The sequence below is a fragment of the Corynebacterium antarcticum genome (assembly GCF_016595285.2).
Taxonomy (GTDB): Bacteria; Actinomycetota; Actinomycetes; order Mycobacteriales; family Mycobacteriaceae; genus Corynebacterium; species Corynebacterium antarcticum.
Window position 1 is genome coordinate 255,120 of sequence record NZ_JAENIP020000002.1, and the last position, 18,390, is coordinate 273,509.

Annotated in this window: 19 protein-coding genes; 14 read left to right on the forward strand and 5 right to left on the reverse strand. The window is 67.9% G+C overall.

Going from position 1 to position 18,390, the window contains the following annotated elements; translation table 11 throughout:
* Window positions 1–87: 87 nt before the first annotated feature.
* On the reverse strand, window positions 88–213 hold the full coding sequence (locus JIM95_RS11360) for a hypothetical protein (protein ID WP_267164781.1): 126 nt from the start codon (window positions 211–213) through the stop codon (window positions 88–90).
* A 119-nt stretch (window positions 214–332) separates the two neighbouring features.
* Here JIM95_RS11360 and nth point away from each other — a divergent pair, with 119 nt between their 5' ends.
* The 4 genes from nth to JIM95_RS05320 all read left to right on the forward strand — a co-directional run bounded on the left by nth (window position 333) and on the right by JIM95_RS05320 (window position 3,774).
* Window positions 333–1,133 carry an endonuclease III gene (gene nth / locus JIM95_RS05305; protein WP_200257942.1) on the forward strand — a complete coding sequence of 267 codons (801 nt, stop codon included), beginning with the start codon at window positions 333–335 and terminating at the stop codon, window positions 1,131–1,133.
* The gene (locus JIM95_RS05310) at window positions 1,130–1,729 is read left to right on the forward strand and encodes a TlpA family protein disulfide reductase (RefSeq protein WP_234034576.1); all 600 of its coding nucleotides are present in this window, start codon (window positions 1,130–1,132) and stop codon (window positions 1,727–1,729) included. Before nth ends, JIM95_RS05310 begins: the two co-directional genes overlap by 4 nt.
* An 83-nt stretch (window positions 1,730–1,812) precedes the next feature.
* Window positions 1,813–2,499, forward strand: coding sequence for an NUDIX hydrolase (locus JIM95_RS05315; protein ID WP_200258651.1), 687 nt, complete (start codon window positions 1,813–1,815; stop codon window positions 2,497–2,499).
* A 78-nt stretch (window positions 2,500–2,577) separates the two neighbouring features.
* Window positions 2,578–3,774 carry a MarP family serine protease gene (locus JIM95_RS05320; protein WP_410170751.1) on the forward strand — a complete coding sequence of 399 codons (1,197 nt, stop codon included), beginning with the start codon at window positions 2,578–2,580 and terminating at the stop codon, window positions 3,772–3,774.
* A 77-nt stretch (window positions 3,775–3,851) separates the two neighbouring features.
* Here the strand turns inward: JIM95_RS05320 and JIM95_RS05325 are convergent, their stop codons facing one another.
* Both JIM95_RS05325 and JIM95_RS05330 read right to left on the reverse strand, forming a co-directional pair.
* Window positions 3,852–4,778 (reverse strand): alpha/beta fold hydrolase, encoded by a 927-nt coding sequence (locus JIM95_RS05325; RefSeq protein ID WP_248702943.1) that lies wholly within the window; start codon window positions 4,776–4,778, stop codon window positions 3,852–3,854.
* Window positions 4,779–4,904: 126 nt separating this feature from the next.
* Window positions 4,905–5,414: a phage holin family protein gene (locus JIM95_RS05330; RefSeq protein ID WP_200257940.1), complete on the reverse strand. Its 510-nt coding sequence runs from the start codon at window positions 5,412–5,414 to the stop codon at window positions 4,905–4,907.
* 227 nt (window positions 5,415–5,641) lie between these two features.
* Between JIM95_RS05330 and JIM95_RS05335 the strand changes: the two genes are divergently transcribed.
* Entirely contained in the window at window positions 5,642–6,343 is a 702-nt protein-coding gene (locus JIM95_RS05335; protein WP_248113149.1) for a hypothetical protein, read from the forward strand.
* Between the two features lie 50 nt (window positions 6,344–6,393).
* On the opposite strand, the gene JIM95_RS05340 is transcribed toward JIM95_RS05335, so the two are convergent.
* The gene (locus JIM95_RS05340; protein WP_200258623.1) at window positions 6,394–7,218 is read right to left on the reverse strand and encodes an HAD family hydrolase; all 825 of its coding nucleotides are present in this window, start codon (window positions 7,216–7,218) and stop codon (window positions 6,394–6,396) included.
* Between the two features lie 469 nt (window positions 7,219–7,687).
* Between JIM95_RS05340 and ssd the strand changes: the two genes are divergently transcribed.
* The 7 genes from ssd (at window position 7,688) to JIM95_RS05375 (ending at window position 12,194) form a co-directional block, all read left to right on the forward strand.
* Window positions 7,688–8,740, forward strand: a complete 1,053-nt coding sequence (gene ssd / locus JIM95_RS05345) for a septum site-determining protein Ssd (RefSeq protein ID WP_200257939.1) — start codon at window positions 7,688–7,690, stop codon at window positions 8,738–8,740.
* On the forward strand, window positions 8,737–9,882 hold the full coding sequence (locus JIM95_RS05350) for a TadA family conjugal transfer-associated ATPase (RefSeq protein ID WP_200257938.1): 1,146 nt from the start codon (window positions 8,737–8,739) through the stop codon (window positions 9,880–9,882). The genes ssd and JIM95_RS05350 overlap by 4 nt, the downstream gene beginning before the upstream one ends.
* A complete protein-coding gene (locus JIM95_RS05355) occupies window positions 9,879–10,670 on the forward strand; it encodes a type II secretion system F family protein (RefSeq protein ID WP_200257934.1) in 792 nt (263 codons plus the stop codon). Before JIM95_RS05350 ends, JIM95_RS05355 begins: the two co-directional genes overlap by 4 nt.
* The gene (locus JIM95_RS05360) at window positions 10,667–11,245 is read left to right on the forward strand and encodes a type II secretion system F family protein (RefSeq protein ID WP_200257933.1); all 579 of its coding nucleotides are present in this window, start codon (window positions 10,667–10,669) and stop codon (window positions 11,243–11,245) included. The genes JIM95_RS05355 and JIM95_RS05360 overlap by 4 nt, the downstream gene beginning before the upstream one ends.
* A gap of 127 nt (window positions 11,246–11,372) precedes the next feature.
* Window positions 11,373–11,564 (forward strand): DUF4244 domain-containing protein, encoded by a 192-nt coding sequence (locus JIM95_RS05365; protein ID WP_410170757.1) that lies wholly within the window; start codon window positions 11,373–11,375, stop codon window positions 11,562–11,564.
* A complete protein-coding gene (locus JIM95_RS05370; RefSeq protein WP_200257931.1) occupies window positions 11,561–11,890 on the forward strand; it encodes a hypothetical protein in 330 nt (109 codons plus the stop codon). The genes JIM95_RS05365 and JIM95_RS05370 overlap by 4 nt, the downstream gene beginning before the upstream one ends.
* Entirely contained in the window at window positions 11,877–12,194 is a 318-nt protein-coding gene (locus JIM95_RS05375) for an Rv3654c family TadE-like protein (protein ID WP_248113152.1), read from the forward strand. The genes JIM95_RS05370 and JIM95_RS05375 overlap by 14 nt, the downstream gene beginning before the upstream one ends.
* Window positions 12,195–12,196: 2 nt before the next feature.
* Here the strand turns inward: JIM95_RS05375 and JIM95_RS05380 are convergent, their stop codons facing one another.
* Entirely contained in the window at window positions 12,197–14,575 is a 2,379-nt protein-coding gene (locus tag JIM95_RS05380; protein ID WP_200257928.1) for a DEAD/DEAH box helicase, read from the reverse strand.
* A 275-nt stretch (window positions 14,576–14,850) separates the two neighbouring features.
* On the opposite strand from JIM95_RS05380, the gene JIM95_RS05385 reads away from it, so the two are divergent.
* Together JIM95_RS05385 and topA are read left to right on the forward strand one after the other, a co-directional pair.
* A complete protein-coding gene (locus JIM95_RS05385; protein ID WP_200257926.1) occupies window positions 14,851–15,054 on the forward strand; it encodes a cold-shock protein in 204 nt (67 codons plus the stop codon).
* A gap of 361 nt (window positions 15,055–15,415) precedes the next feature.
* Entirely contained in the window at window positions 15,416–18,355 is a 2,940-nt protein-coding gene (gene topA, locus JIM95_RS05390; RefSeq protein ID WP_248113156.1) for a type I DNA topoisomerase, read from the forward strand.
* The last annotated feature ends 35 nt before the right edge of the window (window positions 18,356–18,390 follow it).

Sequence of the window (18,390 nt, forward strand, 5' to 3'; positions counted from 1 at the left end):
TGATGACACCCGTACCCCTGTGCAGCAGAAGCATGAAAAACCGGTGTCGCCACCCGCCTACCGGGGTGTGGCGGACACGGTGGTGTTCTAGTTCACGGTGTCCACCGTGGACGGCTGTGTGGTGCACCGCGTGCAGTAGGTCTCGAACCGTTCCATCTGCATCGCGAACACCGCGACAATCACCGGGACGAAGAGAGCTGCGATTTCGGTCATGCCTCCGAAGTCTAGTCCCCTTCGGTGTTCCGTGGAGCAGGATTCGCACCACGGTGGAAACGCGACACCGGTACGCCACAGTTCCGGCGTCTCCGCCGGCGCCGACTACAGTGGGGCCCATGTCCGCACCGCCCACAACCCTCACCAACCCCTCCCGCCCACGGGTCGGTGCGCACCCCGCCGCGTCCGGACGGGAGACGGACCTCGGCCGGAAACGTCGGGCCCGGAGAATCAACCGGACACTCGCCGTCGGATACCCCGAAGCCCGCTGTGACCTGGAGTTCTCGTCGCCGCTCGAGCTCCTCGTCGCCACCGTCCTCAGCGCGCAGACCACCGATGTCCGTGTCAATCAGGTGACCCCGGCCCTGTTCGCCGCTTATCCGACGGCGATCGACTACGCCAACGCGGAGCCGGAAAGGATCGAGGAGATCATCCGGCCCACCGGATTCTTCCGTGCCAAGACCCGCAGCCTCATGGGGCTGGGGCAGGCGCTCGTCGACAACCACGACGGCGAGGTTCCCGACACACTCGAGGAACTCGTGAAACTCCCCGGGGTGGGGAGGAAAACCGCGAATGTGGTGCTCGGTGACGCCTTCGGGGTACCCGGAATCACGGTCGACACCCATCTCGGTCGCCTGGCTCGCAGGATGATGATGACCGCCAACGAGGATCCGGTGAAGGTCGAGGGTGACCTCGCCGAACTCATCGAGCGCCGCGAATGGACGATGTTCTCCCACAGGATGATCTGGCACGGTCGCCGCGTCTGCCATTCCCGCAAACCCGCGTGCGGCGCCTGCTTCCTCGCCGCGGACTGTCCCTCCTTCGGTGCTGCGGGGCCGACCGAACCCGATGCCGCCGCGCGCCTGATCACCAGTGAGGACCGTGACCACCTGCTGGACCTCGCGGGAGTCGGCGAATGAGCCGCCACACGGTGTGGGGGATGGTGGCCGGGGTCATTCTCACCGTTCTCGTGGTGCTCGCGGTTCCGGTCATGCTCCGTGCCGTCAACGGCTCGGACCCGGGCGTACCCGGCCCCGGGGAAGGGAACGGCTCCACGGCCGCACCGGCGACCGTCGACCCCGACGCACTCGCCGGAAGGCCGGCCTGCCCCGGGCCGACGGTCGCCGGGGTCGAACTCGACTGCCTCGGTGACACCGGTCCAGCTCCCGCCGGGGCCCGGCCGACGGTCGCCGTCGTCTGGGCCTGGTGGTGCGCCCCCTGTCGGGAGGAGATGCCGCTGTTCGAGACCTTCGCGGAACAGCACCCCGACTACACCGTCGTCGGGGTCCACGCTGACACAGCCACCGCCGCGGGCGTCGCGAGGCTGGATGAGTGGGGGATCGGGCTGCCCAGTTACACTGACCCGCACGGCGCCTTCGCCGGCACCCTCGGACTGCCCGGAGTCGTACCGGTGACCGTGGTCACCGACGCCGACGGTTCCGTCCGCGGCACCTTTCCCCGGACGTTCACGAGCGTCGGGGAAATCGATGATGCAGTGAAAGAGGCACTCTCTTGAGCGATCGCACCACCGCCGACAGCGGGGCGCGGGACCGTCGGGCGCCCACCGTCCCCGACCGGCCCGGCGCCAACACCGACCTGATGCCTCACGCCGCGCCCGTCTGGATGCGCAGGCTGGTGGACAGTGTCACATCCGGTGAACTCCATCGCGGGCTGCCGGAGAGCTCCCGTTCCGGGGGCGACCACAACCGCCGTGCCGCCGTCCTCATGCTCTTCTCCGGTGCCGAGACCTCGGCTGAACTACCCAACGACGCAGCGGTGCTCCTGACCCACCGGTCGCCGACGATGCGTTCCCACTCCGGTCAGATAGCCTTCCCCGGCGGTCGTGTCGATCCCGGTGACGTCAACGCCGTGGACTGCGCCCTCCGCGAGGCCTGGGAGGAAACCGGGCTCGACCGCACCAGCACGACTCCGCTGGCCCAGCTCGACGATGTCCACATCCGCGCCTCCGGGTACCCCGTCCACCCCATCGTCGCCCACTGGCACACCCGCACACCCGTCGGAGTGGTCAGCCCCGACGAGGCGGACGAGGTGTTCGAGGTACCGCTCATGCACCTCACCGATCCGGTGAATCGGCTCACGGTCGGCTGGAAGAACTGGCGCGGACCGGCGTTCACCGTCGACGGATTCCTGGTCTGGGGATTCACCGCGGGTCTGCTCAACGCCGCACTCCACCAGGCGGGCTGGGACAATCCCTGGGACCGCGACACGGTGCACAACCTCCACGACGCACTGGCCCGCTCGCGCAATAATGAGAGGTTGGTGTAGCAGCCAGCCGTTCCAGCAGCACAGCACCACCCGCCGACCGACCCCCTACGGGGAACCGACCAAGGAAGAATCCGCGAAGTGACAGAGTCCCCGCAGCTTGTCGTTGACGGCGTCCTCGTCACCCTCGTGATCGTCTCGCTCTGGGGCGGATGGCGTCAGGGAGCGTTCGCGTCGGTGCTCTCCACCGTCGGCGTGTTCGCCGGTCTCATCTGCGGTGCGGCCCTCGCCCCCGTCGTGATGGGTTACACCGACTCCACCGCGCTCCGCTACCTGTACGCCCTCGGTACGGTGCTCGTGCTTGTCGCCCTCGGCAACCTCGTCGGTGGTGTCACCGGGTCGGCCCTCCGCGAATCCGCCCGCTTCCGGCACACCCTGGTCATCGACTCGATCATCGGTGCGGTCTTCCAGGTAATCGCCACGCTCATCGTGACCTGGCTCGTAGCCAGCACCCTGGCCACCGGGATCACCGGCCCCATCGCCCGGGGCCTGCGGAACTCGGTCGTCCTGAACCTCGTCGACCGTTCCACCCCGGATGCCCTGGACACCCTGCCGGACAAGATCTCCGCGATGCTCAACGACACGGGGCTACCACCGATGATCTCCCCGTTCGAGGGCCGTGTGAAGCACGTCGACGCCCCTGCCCCCGAGGTCGGAGACCCGGCGCTCGTGGCGGACCTGCAACCCAGTGTCATCCATGTCCTGGGCGACGCCCACCAGTGCCGCCGCCGACTCATGGGCTCCGGTTTCGTCGCCGCCCCCGACCTCGTCATCACCAACGCCCACGTCGTCGCCGGAACCGATGCGGTGCTCCTCGACACCGCCCTCGGCGTCAAGGAGGCCCGCGTCGTCTTCTACGATCCGGGTGAGGACATCGCTGTGCTGCGCGCCGACAACCTCGATCTTCCCCCGCTCCAGTGGGCGAATGAACCCGCTGTCAGTGGAGATGAGGCGATCGTCATGGGATATCCCGAGTCCGGTCCCTTCGAGGCGGCGCCCGCCCGGATCCGCGAGCGTCTCACCATCAACGGTCCGGACATCTACGCCACCGGACGCGTCGAACGTGAGGCCTACACCGTCCGCGGCACGATCCGCCAGGGCAACTCCGGCGGGCCCATGGTCAACAACAACGGGGAGGTGCTGGGCGTCGTGTTCGGTGCTGCCACGGAGACCACCGACGTCGGCTACACCCTCACCGCCGATGAGGTCCGCGGCAGGATCGGCGACATCACCCGGCTGACTGAGCCGGTGGACACCCGGGAATGCGTGGTCCGCTGACCGGGCGGATCATGCCTGCCGCGGGTACCGTCGATCCGTTCCGCATCCGGTGGTGCACCGGAGCGATGCGGAGTCCGCTACCGCGCGTCGTCCAGATCGCTCAGGAAGTCGAGGACGACGCGGGTGAAACCGGCGGGGTCCTCGATGTGGGGGAGGTTCTTCGTCCCGGGGACAGTGACCTGCGTCCAGTCCCCGACGGCCCGGCGCGAGTTCCGGGTCGCGAGCGCCCGCCACGTCCCGTTGGACGTGCTGATCCACAGCACAGGTGCCTCAACCCTGGACGACACCCATTTCGGGGGAAGCTGCGCCATCTCGAGGCGGGCGTTGCGCATCATCGCGGGCCCCGTGTTGTCGATGCGTGCCGCCTGGGTCCGTAGCTCGAGGTAGTCGGCGAAGCGCCGCGTGCGGTGGAAGGACACGGCGGTGTCCGCCGCGAGATCGAGCCGGGCCAGATCCACGGGATCGGGAGCCAGTCGGGTAGGGAGACGTACGGTGATTCCCCTGGTCAATGGTACCGTGTGCTGCCAGAACCTGGCCGCGATGACCCGGTTCATCTCGGTGGGGTGCGACGCCGAGACCGAGACGAGGGCGTTGACGCACTGGGGGTAGTTGGCGGCCAGTGTCCAGGCGACGGCACCGCCCGTCCCGGAACCGACGACGATCGCGCCGGAGTCGCTGAGCGAGTCGATGACGTCGGAGATGTCCCCGACGGCGTAGCGGAGTTCGTATTCGCGGGGTGGCTTATCGGACATGCCGTACCCGCGCATGTCGACGGCCGCGACCCGGTAGCCGGCGTCGGCGAGTGGCTGCATGACCTCGCGCCACTCGAACCAGCCGCCGAAGGCGCCGTGCAACAGAATTATCAGTGGGGCGGCGGGATCACCGAGTGTCGCCACGTGGAAGCGCATGCCGCGGGCGTAGACCCGTCCGTGATTCCATGGGCCGTCGAGTGCGACGACGGACGGTGGATTCGGCTTCCCCTTCTTCCGGAACAAGCGATTCACGTCCTTTCCGTCGGCGATCGGCGACTGGCGGTGCGGGTGGAAAAACGAGCCCGCCCCGGCGGGTGCATCGGGGCGGGAGAGTTCGACCGTCACGCACGCGGAGGTCGGGTTGGTCGGGGTCTTTTCCTAGGTGAGCAGGCCTTGACGTGAGGAGGCCTCGAGCTTCTTCTCGGCCTGGCCGGGAACGAGTGTCTTGAGCTTCTGCACCGAGTCGATCGTCTGTTTCGGGGCTCCGATCTTCTTCATCTTCTTGTAGCCGATGAAGGCGATCACGGCCGCGAGAACAACCATGAGGAGGAAGACGATGAGGTAGGCGGCCCAGCGGTCGAGCCAGACATGGAGCACCTCGGCGAGGAAGAAGAAAAAGAAGAACGAGCTGTAGAGTGCGATGACTCCGGCGACCGCGAACATTCCGCCGCCGACCGCACCCTTCTTCGCCTCCTGCGCGAGTTCCGTCTTGGCGAGTTCGATCTCGCCGCGGATCAGGGTGGACATCTGCGCGGTGGCATCAGAGACCAGGTCGCCGATGGAACCCTGCCCGGCTGCGCGGGTATCGACGTCGGACAGAGGGATGCTGCTCACCTTGGAGGTGAATGCGTCGTTTCCGTCTGTGAAAAGGCCGTCAGATTTGCTCACGGTAGGTAGTCCTCCACGTGGGTGAAATATGGGATGTGCGACGGTGCCGACCGGGTGCACGGGGGTGGACGCTGCTGGCACTGTCAGTTCAGTTACCGCCAATCGTGCCACGAACACGGATTTTGTGCGAACTCCGTACCCTGGCGCCTCAACCGAGGGTGAGTACCGGGCACACCTGGAGCATCGCTCCGAGGCGACGGGAGGTGCGCGGCGGCTACCCTTGTACGGTGACCGCAAGACCAGACCCGCTCGCCCCGCTCCGCCGGATCCCCGGAGTCGTGGAGTCGATGACGCAGGCCCGGAATGCGCTCGCCGCCGTCCACCGTCGGCCCGTCAACCTCCGTCGTCCGGAGATAACGGGAGCCGAGGGAGTGCTCCGTGGTGCCCGGGCCGGTGCACTGATCGACGGCGCCGTTCCCGGCGGGGCGGGGGAGGAATCTGCGGTCGTCGCGCGGAACATCGACGTCTACAGTGTGCTCGCCCCCGAATTCGTCCAGGACACGGCGCGCGTTTTCCTGAGGTCACCGCTGCAGGTGCTGGCACGGATGGATGTGCTGGCCGGGGGAAACGGCCGTCCCGAGCGTGCGGTCGGTGAACTCATGGTTCTGGCGGCCACGGTGACCTCCGGAGCTGATCCGGATCTCCTGCCGGGAATCGTCCACGGCCAGCTGCTGTCGACGTCGGCGTTCGGTGAGCGTACCGGGGTCATCGCGAGGGCGGCCTCCCGGCTCGCCGCGGTGGCGGGAGGTTTCGATCCGCGTGGGCTCGCGGTACCCGAGCCGTGGCTCAACCGGTACCGGGCGGAATACCGGGCAGCCGGAGAATCATTCGGTACCGGGCCGGAGGGGGTGGGTCGATTCCTCGTCCTGCACATGCGCTCGTTCGTCGCGGGGGCGGAGGAGGCGGAGGGGATCGCCGCGGCGTTGTGAATCCGTGTACGAGTGGAGGCGCCACGGATTGGTGGAATCAGACCGCCGTTTCAGGCGCGGGCGCGGCGTGCGAGCCAGAACCCGCCCACCGTGACCGCTGCGATTCCGGCTGCGATGCCGGTCCCGATCCCCACGTCACGGGTGCTCGGCATCTGGAAGAGGGGCTCCGGGTTCTTGAAGCTGCGGATCTCCCAGCCGCGCTGCAGCGCGATCTTCTTCAGCGGCCTGTCCGGGTTGACCGCGACGGCGTTCCCCACCGACTCCAGCATCGGGACGTCCGTCACGGAATCCGAGTAGGCGAAACTCCGGTCGAGATCGTAGGCGTGCTCGCGGGCGAGTTCCTGGAGGGCCCGACGCTTCGCGTCGCCCTTGCAGTAGAAGAGGACCTCGCCGGTGAACTTGCCGTTCTTCGTGCCCAGCCGGGTGGTGACGATCTTCTGCACCCCCAGCTCGCGGGCGATGGGTTCGACGAGCTCCGCCGCGGAAGCGGAGATGATGATGACGTCGTGCCCGAGGGATCTGTGGTGCCCGATGAGTTCCCGGGCCTCGGCGTAGATGGCCGGCGTGACCACCGAATGGAGGGTGTCCTCGACGATGGACCGGACCTGTTCGACGTCCCACCCGGCGACCATCGCCGCGAGATGGTCACGGGTGGAGTCCATCTGCTCGGAGGAGTGCCCGGCGACCATGTACGTGGACTGGGCCAGGGTCATCCTGAGGGCCTCCGCCGGCGTGATCAGGCCGTTGTTCATGAACTCGCGGCCGTACGCGTAGGCGGAGGATGTGGCGATGACCGTTTTGTCCAGATCGAAGAAGGCCGCCACCGGGGACGCGGCGGCGTTCGGGGTCGGACTCTGCTCAGGCACGGGGACCAGTCTAGCTGCATCACGCGCCAAAGAACCACAGCTGGGATGTGGCTGCTGGGGCTGGTGTGAATTGAGGGGGTAAATGTGATTCTCCTTCCGCGGCCCGGTACTGCGCGGCCCGGTGCCGCGTCCTCTGTGGTGTCTATCGTCCGGTCAGTCGGGTCGGTTACATGCCTTCGGCCCTGCATCCGACCGTGTTGAACACGGTGAATGTCTGTGTCATACTTGCCTGTGCTGGGCCCCGATATACCGTGCGGCCCGCCCCGGCCACACCCCCCCGAGGCCGGGTTACGACGGCCCGCGTAACACCCCCCCGATACGCGGGCCGTCCCCATGTCTCCACATCTCTCCACGTGCCCTCCCCACACGACCGGCTCCGGTCGGGGAGCTGTTGAATTCCGGTCCGAGGTCGGAGGTTGTGCACAGTGGTCCGGCCCACCGGATCCCGGTCGGGGGCCGATGGGTGAGACTCACCCGCATGAGCGCAACCGACAGTCCCATCCTCGTGGTGGTGTCCGACCCCGTCCTCCACCCGGAGGCCGTCCACGTCGCCACCGTCACGGGTCGAACGGTGATCGACACGGTCGATCCGAAGGAGATAGCGAGGCACGCACCGCGGGCCCGCGCGGTCCTCGTCGACGCCGGGGGATCCGTTCACTTCCGCGACGGGATGCGGCATCCGCACCTCTATCTCGTCGCCCCGGATCCGGGCCCGGTCGACTGGCGGGCGGCGATGACGTGTCACGCGGAATCCGCGCTGCTCCTCCCGGCTCAGTCACCTGAGCTCCTCGCCGCGCTCGGTCGGGAGGACGAGATCTCCTCCGGTGGCCGGGTCCTCGGCGTCCTCGGTGCCGTCGGCGGGTCCGGAGCGAGCACACTCGCGGCGGCGGTGGCGCGGGAGCTCGCCGATGACGCGCTGATCCTCGTCGACGCGGTCGACAGATCCGGGGGACTGGATCTGCTGCTCTGCCTCGAGGATGCGCCCGGCGTGCGATGGCCCGACGTCGCCCTCGACCGCGGGCACGTCGAACTCGCCGATCTGAGGAGGGCCCTGCCCCGCACACCGGACGGAATCGCGGTTCTCTCGACCGCACGCAGCCGGTTGGGAGATTCGTTCGCCCTCGGCCCCGAACGGGTGTCCGGAGTCCTGGAGTGCATCCGTTCCGGTGCCGGAACCGCCGTCGTCGATCTGCCCGCGGGAGCGCTCGGTGCCCGGTGGGCATCGAGCCTCTGCGATCTCGTGATACTCGTGGTCCCCGCCGAGGTACGGGCTGTGGCCGCCGCCGCGTCGTTGACGGCTGATCTCGCCGCACACCGGACACCCTGCCGCACGATTCTCCGGCACCGTGGCTGGTCCGGGATGGATGTCGACGACATGGAACGGATCACGTCGACGGACTGCATCGCGGAACTCGGCCGGGTGGCCGGCCTGCCGAAGGCGTGTGAGTTGCACGGACTTCCGGGGCGGACACCCCGGGTTCTCGCGTCCGTCGCCCGAGCGGTCACCGCAGAACTGCGGGAGCTCCCATGACAGACCTGGTGGAACGGGTCCGGCGTCGACTGGCGGAACGCCCGGACCGCGCGGTCGATGGCGGGGAAGAGACCGATACCGCCCGGATCATCCGGGAAGAGGCCGGTGTGATCAGTGACCTTCAGGTGCTCGAGGTGCTCCGGCGGCTCCGGCACGAGTCCACGGGCGCCGGACCGCTCGAACCCCTCCTGGCCATCGAGGGTGTGACCGATGTCGTCGTCAACGGTCCGGGGGACGTCTGGTTCGACACCGGATACGGCCTGCGACGAGCGGAGGACACGTTCACCTCCGACGCTGAGGTCCGGAGCCTCGCCACCCGGCTCGCGGCGCTCTGCGGTCGACGCCTGGACGACGCGCACCCGTTCGCCGACGGTCGGATGCGGCGCGCCGACGGTACCGCGGTCCGGGTCCACGCGCTGCTCTCCCCGCCTGCGGAGAAAGGCACCTGCATCAGTCTCCGGGTGTTGCGTCAGGCGTCGTTGGGCCTCGACGCACTCGTGGCGCGCGGAGCGGTGACCGCGGAGATCGCCGATCTCCTGCGGGGTGTCGTCCGGTCACGCCGTTCACTGCTGGTGGTCGGTGGCACGGGCTCCGGGAAGACCACGCTGCTGGCTGCGCTGCTCGCCGAGGTGTCGCACCGCGAGCGCATCGTGTGCATCGAGGACACCGCGGAACTGCATCCGACACACCCTCACGTGGTCAGTCTCGTCGCCCGGCAGGCGAATGCCGAAGGGGTCGGCGAGATCACCATGTCGGTGCTGCTCAGGCAGGCTCTGCGGATGCGGCCCGACCGGATCGTCGTCGGTGAGATCCGTGGCGCCGAGGTCGTCGATCTCCTCACCGCGCTGAACACCGGCCACGACGGTGGTGCGGGTACGGTGCACGCCAACAGCCTGACCGAGCTTCCTGCCCGGTTCGAGGCGCTCGGGGCGCTCGGCGGACTGGACCGCACCGCCCTTCACTCCCAGCTCACCGCGGCGGTCCGGGTCGTGGTGTCGGTGCGCCGGTCACCGGACGGCGGGCGGTGCGTCCACCAGATCGGGATCCTGGAGGGGAACCCGGTGAAGGTCACACCCGTCTGGGACTCCGGATCAGGGGAGCTCGACGGTTTCCCCGCATTCCGGGAGTCGGTGACCACATGATCCCGCTCATCCTCCTCGCCGTGGCCTGCCTGATCATGCCTCAGTCCCCGTGCAGCCGGATCCTCTCCCCGTCGACCGGGAGGGGGAACCTCCCCATTCCCCGGATCGCACCCCTGATTTCCGGGATTCCGCTGGTCTTACTCGTTCCAATGTCCGTCCTGCTCTCCGGGATCGTCGTGACGGCGACAGCGGCATGGTGGATCCGGGATACCCGGCGTCGACGGTGCACCGTGCGTACGGCGGACGCCACGGCGGACATGCTCGGTCGCATCGTCGCCGACCTGTACTCCGGGGCGGGAATGCCGGACGCCGTACGATCAGCCGTCGAGATCCAGAAGGAGGACGGAACCGCCCCCGCCAGGGTCATCGGACTGATGGAGACCGCCGCCCGGCGTGCCGCGGACGGGCCGGGAGCGGGGCTGGTGCTCGCGGAAGCCGACGATGTCCCCGATCTCGCTGCCGCAGGTCGACTGTGGCACCTGTCCGAGCGACACGGTATTCCTCTCGCTACGGTCCTCGAACACGCCCAGCACCGGGTCGATGCCCGGATCCGGCACCGAGACCGCACGAGGGCCGCCCTGCAGGGGCCCCAGGCGAGCGCCGTCATCCTCACGTTCCTCCCTCCGGTCGGGACGGTGATGGGGACCCTGATGGGGGCGCAACCGCTCGCCCTCCTCACCGGAGGCGGTGTCGGGGGCCTGATCCTGCTCGGGGGAGTCGTTCTTACCTGCACGGGAACCATCGTCTCGAGGATCATCGTGCTCCGTGCCGGGGGAGAAGCGACATGACGGCCTCGATCATCTGGACGACCGTGACTCTGCTCCTGCTCGCCGGTGCGACGCTCTGCTCCAACCCCGATCCGTCCGGACGCATCCACCCGAAACCCGGACACCGTCCGAAGCAGCCGCGGGACCGTCCGATCGAGGCGTCCCCGCTCGACATCGCCGCGGACATAGAGCTCTTCGCAGCCTGCACCACAGCGGGGTTGGCCATCGGGACAACCATCACCGCAGTCGCGGATGCCGCCGGTCCGGCGACCGTGGACGACTGGCGCAGAGCCAGGGCGCTGCTCGCGGTCGGGGCCCCGCTCCCCGATGTCTGGCGGGGCCTCGCTCAGCACCGGGGACTCGACGAGCTGGCCCGCACCGCGCGCCACTCCGGACACTCCGGCGCGGCGATGGCCGCGGGCTGTGAACGCATCGCAGCCCGGCTACGCGAGGATGCCGAGGACCGCGCGGTGGGAGCCGCCGAACGCGCCGGAGTGCTCGTCGCCCTGCCGCTGACGCTCTGCTTTCTGCCGGCGTTCATGCTCCTCGGGCTTGCACCGATGGTGCTGAGTCTCGGGAGCCGGTTGTTCGCATGACCCACCATCAACCCACCAACGACAGGAAAAGAGAATCACCATGGAGAACACCATCAGTTCCACGACCCCACCCACCCGGCCAGATCCGGACGGACCTCCGTGCCCGGATTCCCCGGCATCCACCGAAGTGGTGGAAGGTCGCGGATCCATCCGTCCTTTGGCCAACGACCTTGGGATGAGCACCATCGAATACGCCATGGGAAGTATCGCGGCTGCGGCCCTGGCGGCCGTGCTGTACACCGTCATAACGGGCAGCGACGTCGTCGAAGCGATCCGCGGAATCATCGTCGATGCCCTGAACAGCGGCCCCTCGGCATGACGACGACACGGGCGTCGGCGTCCGGCGCCGACCGCGGATCGGTCACGATCGAGGCCGCCATCTCCATCAGTGCGCTGATCGTGGTGTGCGTCCTCATCGCGGCGGGTGTCGCCACGCTCGCCGCGCACGTCGCAGCAATCGACCTCGCGGGTGCCGCGGCCCGCGGACACGCCCTCGGTCGGGAACTGGAACCTGGACGCGGCGTACGGATCACCGTCACCGAGACCGCGGGAGTGGTGACGGCCAGTGTCACGGTTCCCTCCCCGCTCGGCGATGCGACGGCCCGGGCGTTCTATCCCGTGGAGTATCCCCGTGGGATGCCGTGAGAGAGGTTCGGCCACGCTCTCCGCGGCGGTCGCGATCGCCGCCTTCGTGGTGCTCACTCTCGTGCTCCTCGAAAGTGCGGGCGATGTGCTGGACCGGCACCGGGCGCAGGTGTCCGCCGATCTGGCGGTCACCGCCGCGGCAACCGCCCTGTGGTTCGGGGATGACGCCTGCGCCGAGGCTTCCCGGACGGCCGCCCGGAACTCCGGGGGAGAGCTCCGCAACTGCCTGATCGACGGTGCGGACGTCATCGTGGAGGTCTCGGTGGGGGTCGGCACGGTTAGGGCGCGGGCTGGCCCCCTGTGAGGTCAGTCTCCGGTGAGCATCGTCACCATCGCCCCGAGCAGAGTGAGGGCGCCGTGCTTGTCCAGCGGGGAGTTGCCGTTCCCGCACTTCGGGGACTGCACGCAGGACGGGCAGCCGTCCTCGCAGGAACAGGCGCGGACCGCCTCGAACGTGGCGGTGATCCAGTCCCGGAAACGGGCGAAACCGCAGTCGGCGAACCCGGCACCACCGGGATGCCCGTCGTAGACGAACACCGTGGGAAGCCCGGTGTCGGCGTGCAGGGCTGTGGACACACCCCCGATGTCCCACCGGTCGCACGTGGCGATCAGCGGGAGCATCCCGATCGCCGCGTGCTCGGCGGCGTGGAGCGTCCCCGGTAGATCCGCGGCGCTGATCCCCATGGCGGTCAGGGCTGCCGGATCCACCGTGTAGGCCACGGCGCGGGTACGCAGCTGCTGGGGAGGGTAGTCGAGAGGGATCTGGTCCAGCACCGTCCCGTCGGACATGCGCATGACGTATCCGGTCACCTGCTCGGTCACCTCGACACCGATGTTCGCGACCCACAGTCCCGGGGACGGATTCCGCAGTTCCCCGTCGCGCGGGTCCTCGACGATCCTGATGCTGGTCGTACTCCGGGCGAAGGTGGTGTAGTCGGGGATCTCCGCGTGGGCGAGCGCCAGGTGATCGTCCGGGAGGAGATCATCCACGACGAACGACTCGCCCTGGTGGATGTACACCGCGCCGGGATGCACCTGGGAGACCGCACGGACGGAATCGACTGTGCCCAGCAGCCTGCCGTCCCCGGAATCGACGATGGTGACGTCCCCGCCCGCGCCGCCCCGGAGGGACACCGATCCGTGAGCGGTGTGCGGTCGCGGCAGATCCGGCCGGTCATCGGTGTGCCGGTCCACTGCGAACCAGCCCAGTGGGCGTCTCCGCAGCAGACCCGTGTCCGCCAGTTCAGTGACGATGCCGTGGATGTTCTCCCGTGGGCCGAAGAGCGCGAGATCCCCGTCGGTGAGGGGGAACTCCACCGCCGCGCAGTACAGGTGCCCCCGGAGGACGTAGGGGTTCGCGGGGTCGAACACGCTGCGTTCGATGGGGGAGCCGAGGAGCGCCTCCGGATGGTGCACCAGGTAGGTGTCCATGGGATCGTCCCGGGCGATGAGAACCACGATCGACCCCTGGCCGCGCCGACCGGCGCGGCCCGCCTGCTGCCAGAACGACGCGACCGTTCCCGGGAATCCGGCGGTGACCACCGCATCGAGCCCCCCGACATCGATGCCCAGTTCCAGCGCGTTGGTGGAGGCGACCCCCACCAGGGTGCCGTCGTCCAGCTGCTGCTCCAGGCGTCGGCGATCGGCGGCGAGGTATCCGGCACGGTACGCCGCGATCCGCTGCGCCAGATCGCGGCGCCCCATTCGGGACAGTTCCTCGGCGCACCGCAGTGCCACGGTTTCCGCGCCCCGGCGGGAGCGGACGAACGTGAGCGTCCTGGCGCCCTCTGCGACGATGCGGGCCATGATCAGCGCGGCCTCGGTGGATGCGGCGCGGCGGACCGGGGTCGTTGAGGTGTCGTCCGGGGGATCGATGAAGCCCGGTTCCCAGAGCACGACCGTCCGTGCCCCGGTCGGTGCCCCGTCGTCGGTCACGGCGTCGACGGGGAGGCCGGTCAGCCGGCTCGCGTGTCCCGCCGGATCCGCGATGGTGGCCGATGCGAGGATGAACACCGGCGAACTGCCGTACCGGGCGCAGATCCTGCGGAGTCGTCGCAGGACCAGCGCGACGTTCGCCCCGAAGATGCCCCGGTAGGAGTGGCATTCGTCGATGACGACGTACGCCAGGTTCCGCAGGACGCGTGACCACCTGGCGTGGTTGGCCAGGATGGAGGCGTGGCACATGTCCGGATTCGTGAACACCATCCGGCTGGTGTCCCTGATGTGGCGGCGGACTTCATCCGGGGTGTCGCCGTCGTAGGGTGCCGGATGGATGGATCCCAGTCCCCCGACGTTCCGCGTCATCCGGGTGACGGCCGCGAGCTGGTCACTTCCGAGTGCCTTGGTCGGGGTGATGTAGAGGGCGCATGCCTGATCGTCCTCTGCCAGACCGGACAACACCGGGAGGAGGTAGCCGAGCGACTTTCCCGAGGATGTTCCGGTGGAGATGACGACATGGCGGCCCTCCCGGGCGGCCCGGGCACACAGTTCCTGGTGGATGAACGGGCGTCGAATGTCGTCGACATCCGACAGGTGTCTGAGCAGCGGTGGATGCACCCAGTCGGGCCAGACGCCGTACCTGGCCGCGCGTGGCGCGGAAGTGGTGGAGGATGTGCACGTGGATTCGGGTAGCCGGCTGGACAGAATTGTCGCGATTTCGTCGCCGAAGGACGCGGCAGTCGACATCTCTCTCCTTCTATTCTGTTCCTGACCAGCAGGGATGAAGTTTTTTCGGGTCCAGACTATCGCTCAGCGTTCAAACGTGACACACTGGTACTCGGTCGCAGATTTTCATGCGTGGTACTTCGGTACACGCAGAGGATAGTGTCACGGAACCCAGGCTGTTCCATCAGTTTCTTCGGAGCTGTAAGTCAGCCTGTCAGGAGGTCTTCGTGACGGCCCGGTGCTCTTCGTCAGGTGAAGTTCTACCGCATCCTAAAGTTAAGAAAAAGGTTAAAAGTATGGCACAGGGAACTGTGAAGTGGTTCAACGCTGAAAAGGGCTTTGGTTTCATTGCCCCGGCCGATGGATCCGATGATGTCTTCGTTCACTACTCCGAGATCCAGGGCAACGGCTTCCGTACCCTCGAGGAGAACCAGCAGGTCGAGTTCGAGATCGGCGAAGGCGCCAAGGGCCCGCAGGCCCAGCAGGTCCGCGCCATCTAGGTCTCACCACCTGATACGATCGCCCGGCTTTCCCGCAGAAATGCGGTGGAGCCGGGTTTTCGCTGTTTCCGTGTCCGCATCCATGCCGGGGGCGGTGTCGAGCCAGGGGTCGGGGATCGTTGGCTCGGGTCGGGGCCGGGCCCTCCGATCACGGGCCCGTCGACTGAGCTAACCCGGGTGGGGGTGCCCCCCGTGTTGCCGGGTTGAACCGGGAAACCGGGCGTGTACGGCACGAATGCTCACCGTCGGGCACACCCGCACGGGGAAGCGCACCGGTGATGCTGTGCAATGGAGACATATACAACTGTGTACGGTAGTCGGAGATGAAGAACACCCACTGTGCGAGAGGGACGTAACCCAAGTGGCACCAGCTAAGCGGTCAGGTACGAAACGACTGGTCATTGTCGAGTCGCAGACGAAGGCGAAGAAGATCGCGCCTTATCTCGGCGACGACTACATCGTCGAGGCGTCCGTCGGTCACATCCGTGACCTTCCGCGCGGTGCCGCCGATGTGCCCGCCAAGTACAAGAAGGAGCCGTGGGCGCGGCTCGGCGTCGACGTCGAGCACGGATTCGCCCCGCTCTACGTGGTCAGCGCCGACAAGAAGAAGAAGGTCGCGGACCTCAGGGCCAAGCTGAAGGAGGTCGACGAGCTCTATCTCGCGACCGACCCCGACCGCGAGGGTGAGGCGATCGCCTGGCACCTGCTCGAGGTACTCAAGCCCAAGGTTCCGGTCCGACGCATGGTATTCAACGAGATCACGAAACCGGCGATCCTCGCCGCCGCGGAGAACACCCGAGAGCTGGACGACAATCTGGTCGACGCCCAGGAGACCCGCCGCATCCTCGACCGCCTCTACGGCTACGAGATCTCACCCGTGCTGTGGAAGAAGGTCATGCCCCGGCTGTCCGCGGGTCGCGTGCAGTCCGTAGCCACCCGCGTCATCGTCGAGCGCGAACGGGAGCGCATGGCGTTCATCTCCGCGAACTACTGGGACATCGCCGCCGAGTTCGACACCGGCAATCCGAACGCGGACCGAACCAATCCCCGGGTGTTCTCCGCCAGATTGACCAGCGTAGACGGTTCCCGTGTCGCCTCCGGGCGCGATTTCAACGATCGCGGTGTCCTGAAGAGCGACTCCGTCGTGGTCATCGACGAGGCCCGTGCCCGACAGCTCGCCGACGGACTCGCCGAGTCCACCATGGCCGTGGCCGGGGTGGAGGAGAAGCCCTACACCCGCCGACCGTACCCGCCGTTCATGACGTCGACGCTCCAGCAGGAGGCCGGGCGCAAGCTGCACTACACCTCGGACCGTACGATGCGCATCGCGCAGCGTCTGTACGAGAACGGCCACATCACCTACATGCGTACCGACTCGACCACGCTGTCCGCCTCGGGCATCGAGGCCGCCCGCACGCAGGCCGTGGAGCTCTACGGCCGGGACTACGTCTCGGACTCGCCGCGCCAGTACACCCGGAAGGCCAAGAACTCGCAGGAGGCGCACGAGGCCATCCGCCCGGCCGGCGAGACGTTCGCCACCCCGGGTCAGCTGCACGGTCAGCTGGACGCCGAGGAGTTCAAGCTCTACGAGCTGATCTGGCAGCGCACCGTCGCCTCCCAGATGGCGGACGCGCGGGGAACGTCGATGAAGGTGACCATCGCCGGAACCGCCGACGACGGCTCGGCCTGCGAGTTCGCCGCCACCGGCCGCACCATCACGTTCCCCGGCTTCCTCAAGGCCTATGTCGAGGTGTCCCGCCAGGCGGATGGCCGCGACATGGCGGACAACGCCGAGAAGCAGCTCCCGAGGCTGAACGAGGGCGACGACCTGACCATCGCGGACGTTACCGCCGAGGGCCACTCCACGAATCCGCCCGCCCGCTACACCGAGGCGTCGCTGGTGAAGAAGATGGAGGACCTCGGTATCGGGCGTCCGTCGACGTACGCGTCGATCATCAAGACCATCCAGGACCGCGGATACGTCTACCCGCGCGGCAGTGCCCTGGTCCCCAGCTGGGTGGCCTTCGCCGTCGTCGGTCTGCTCGAGGCGTCGTTCTCCTCGCTCGTGGACTACGACTTCACCTCGTCCATGGAGGACGAGCTCGACGAGATCGCGGCCGGCACCGAGGACCGGACGCACTGGCTCAACGGCTTCTACTTCGGCAACTCAGCGGCGTCCGACGCGATGGCCGAGACCGTCGCCCGGCTCGGGGGCCTGAAAACCCTGGTCGGTGACAATCTGGAGCAGATCGACGCCCGGCGCGTGAACTCGCTGCACCTGTTCGACGACGATCAGGGGCGCGCGATCTTCGTCCGGGTCGGTCGCTACGGCCCCTACCTGGAGCGTCAGGTGGGTACCGCTGAGGACGGCACGCCGGAGCACCAGCGCGCGAACCTACCGGACGCGATGACCCCGGACGAACTCAACCTCGAGGCCGCGGAGAAGCTCTTCGCCACGCCGCAGGGCGGCCGGGAACTGGGCGTCAATCCGGCGAACGGACGCACCGTGGTCGCCAAGGAGGGGCGCTACGGCCCCTACGTGACCGAACTGGTCACCGACGCGGAGCGCGAGGGAGCTCTCGAGGTCGCGGAGAAGATCATCGCCGAGGAACGCGCCGCCGAGGACGCCCAGCGGGCGGCCGAGGGTAAGCGGGCGAAGAACTGGGAGACCAAGACCGCGGCGAACCAGAAGGAGAAGCGGCTCAACCAGATCATCGAGGAGACCCTCAAGCCCGGTACCGCATCCCTGTTCTCGTCCATGGAACCGGCGACTGTGACGCTGGAGGATGCCCTGCGGCTGCTGTCCCTGCCGCGTGAGGTCGGCACGGATCCGTCCGACGGCGAGCTGATCACGGCGCAGAACGGCCGCTACGGCCCCTACCTCAAGAAGGGGAACGACTCCCGTTCGCTCGCGAACGAGGAACAGATCTTCACCGTCACCCTCGACGAGGCACGCCGGATCTACGCGGAGCCGAAGCGCCGCGGCCGGGCGCAGGCGGCCCCGCCGCTCAAGGTTCTCGGCGACAACGACGTGTCCGGCAAGCCGATGGTGGTCAAGGACGGCCGTTTCGGCCCCTACGTCACCGACGGCGAGACCAACGCCTCCCTCCGTAAGGGCGACACCCCCGAGACGATGACCGACATCCGGGCCTGTGAGCTGCTCTCGGAACGTCGCGCCAAGGAGGCCGCGAACCCCTCCCCGGCGAAGAAGACCCGGAAGAAGGCGACCAAGAAGACCACGAAGAAGACAGTGAAGAAGACCACGAAACGCGTGGTGAAGGCTGGTTCGCGGAAGAAGTAGTCGCGTCCCACCCGCTCCCTCCCAGCTGATCGCGC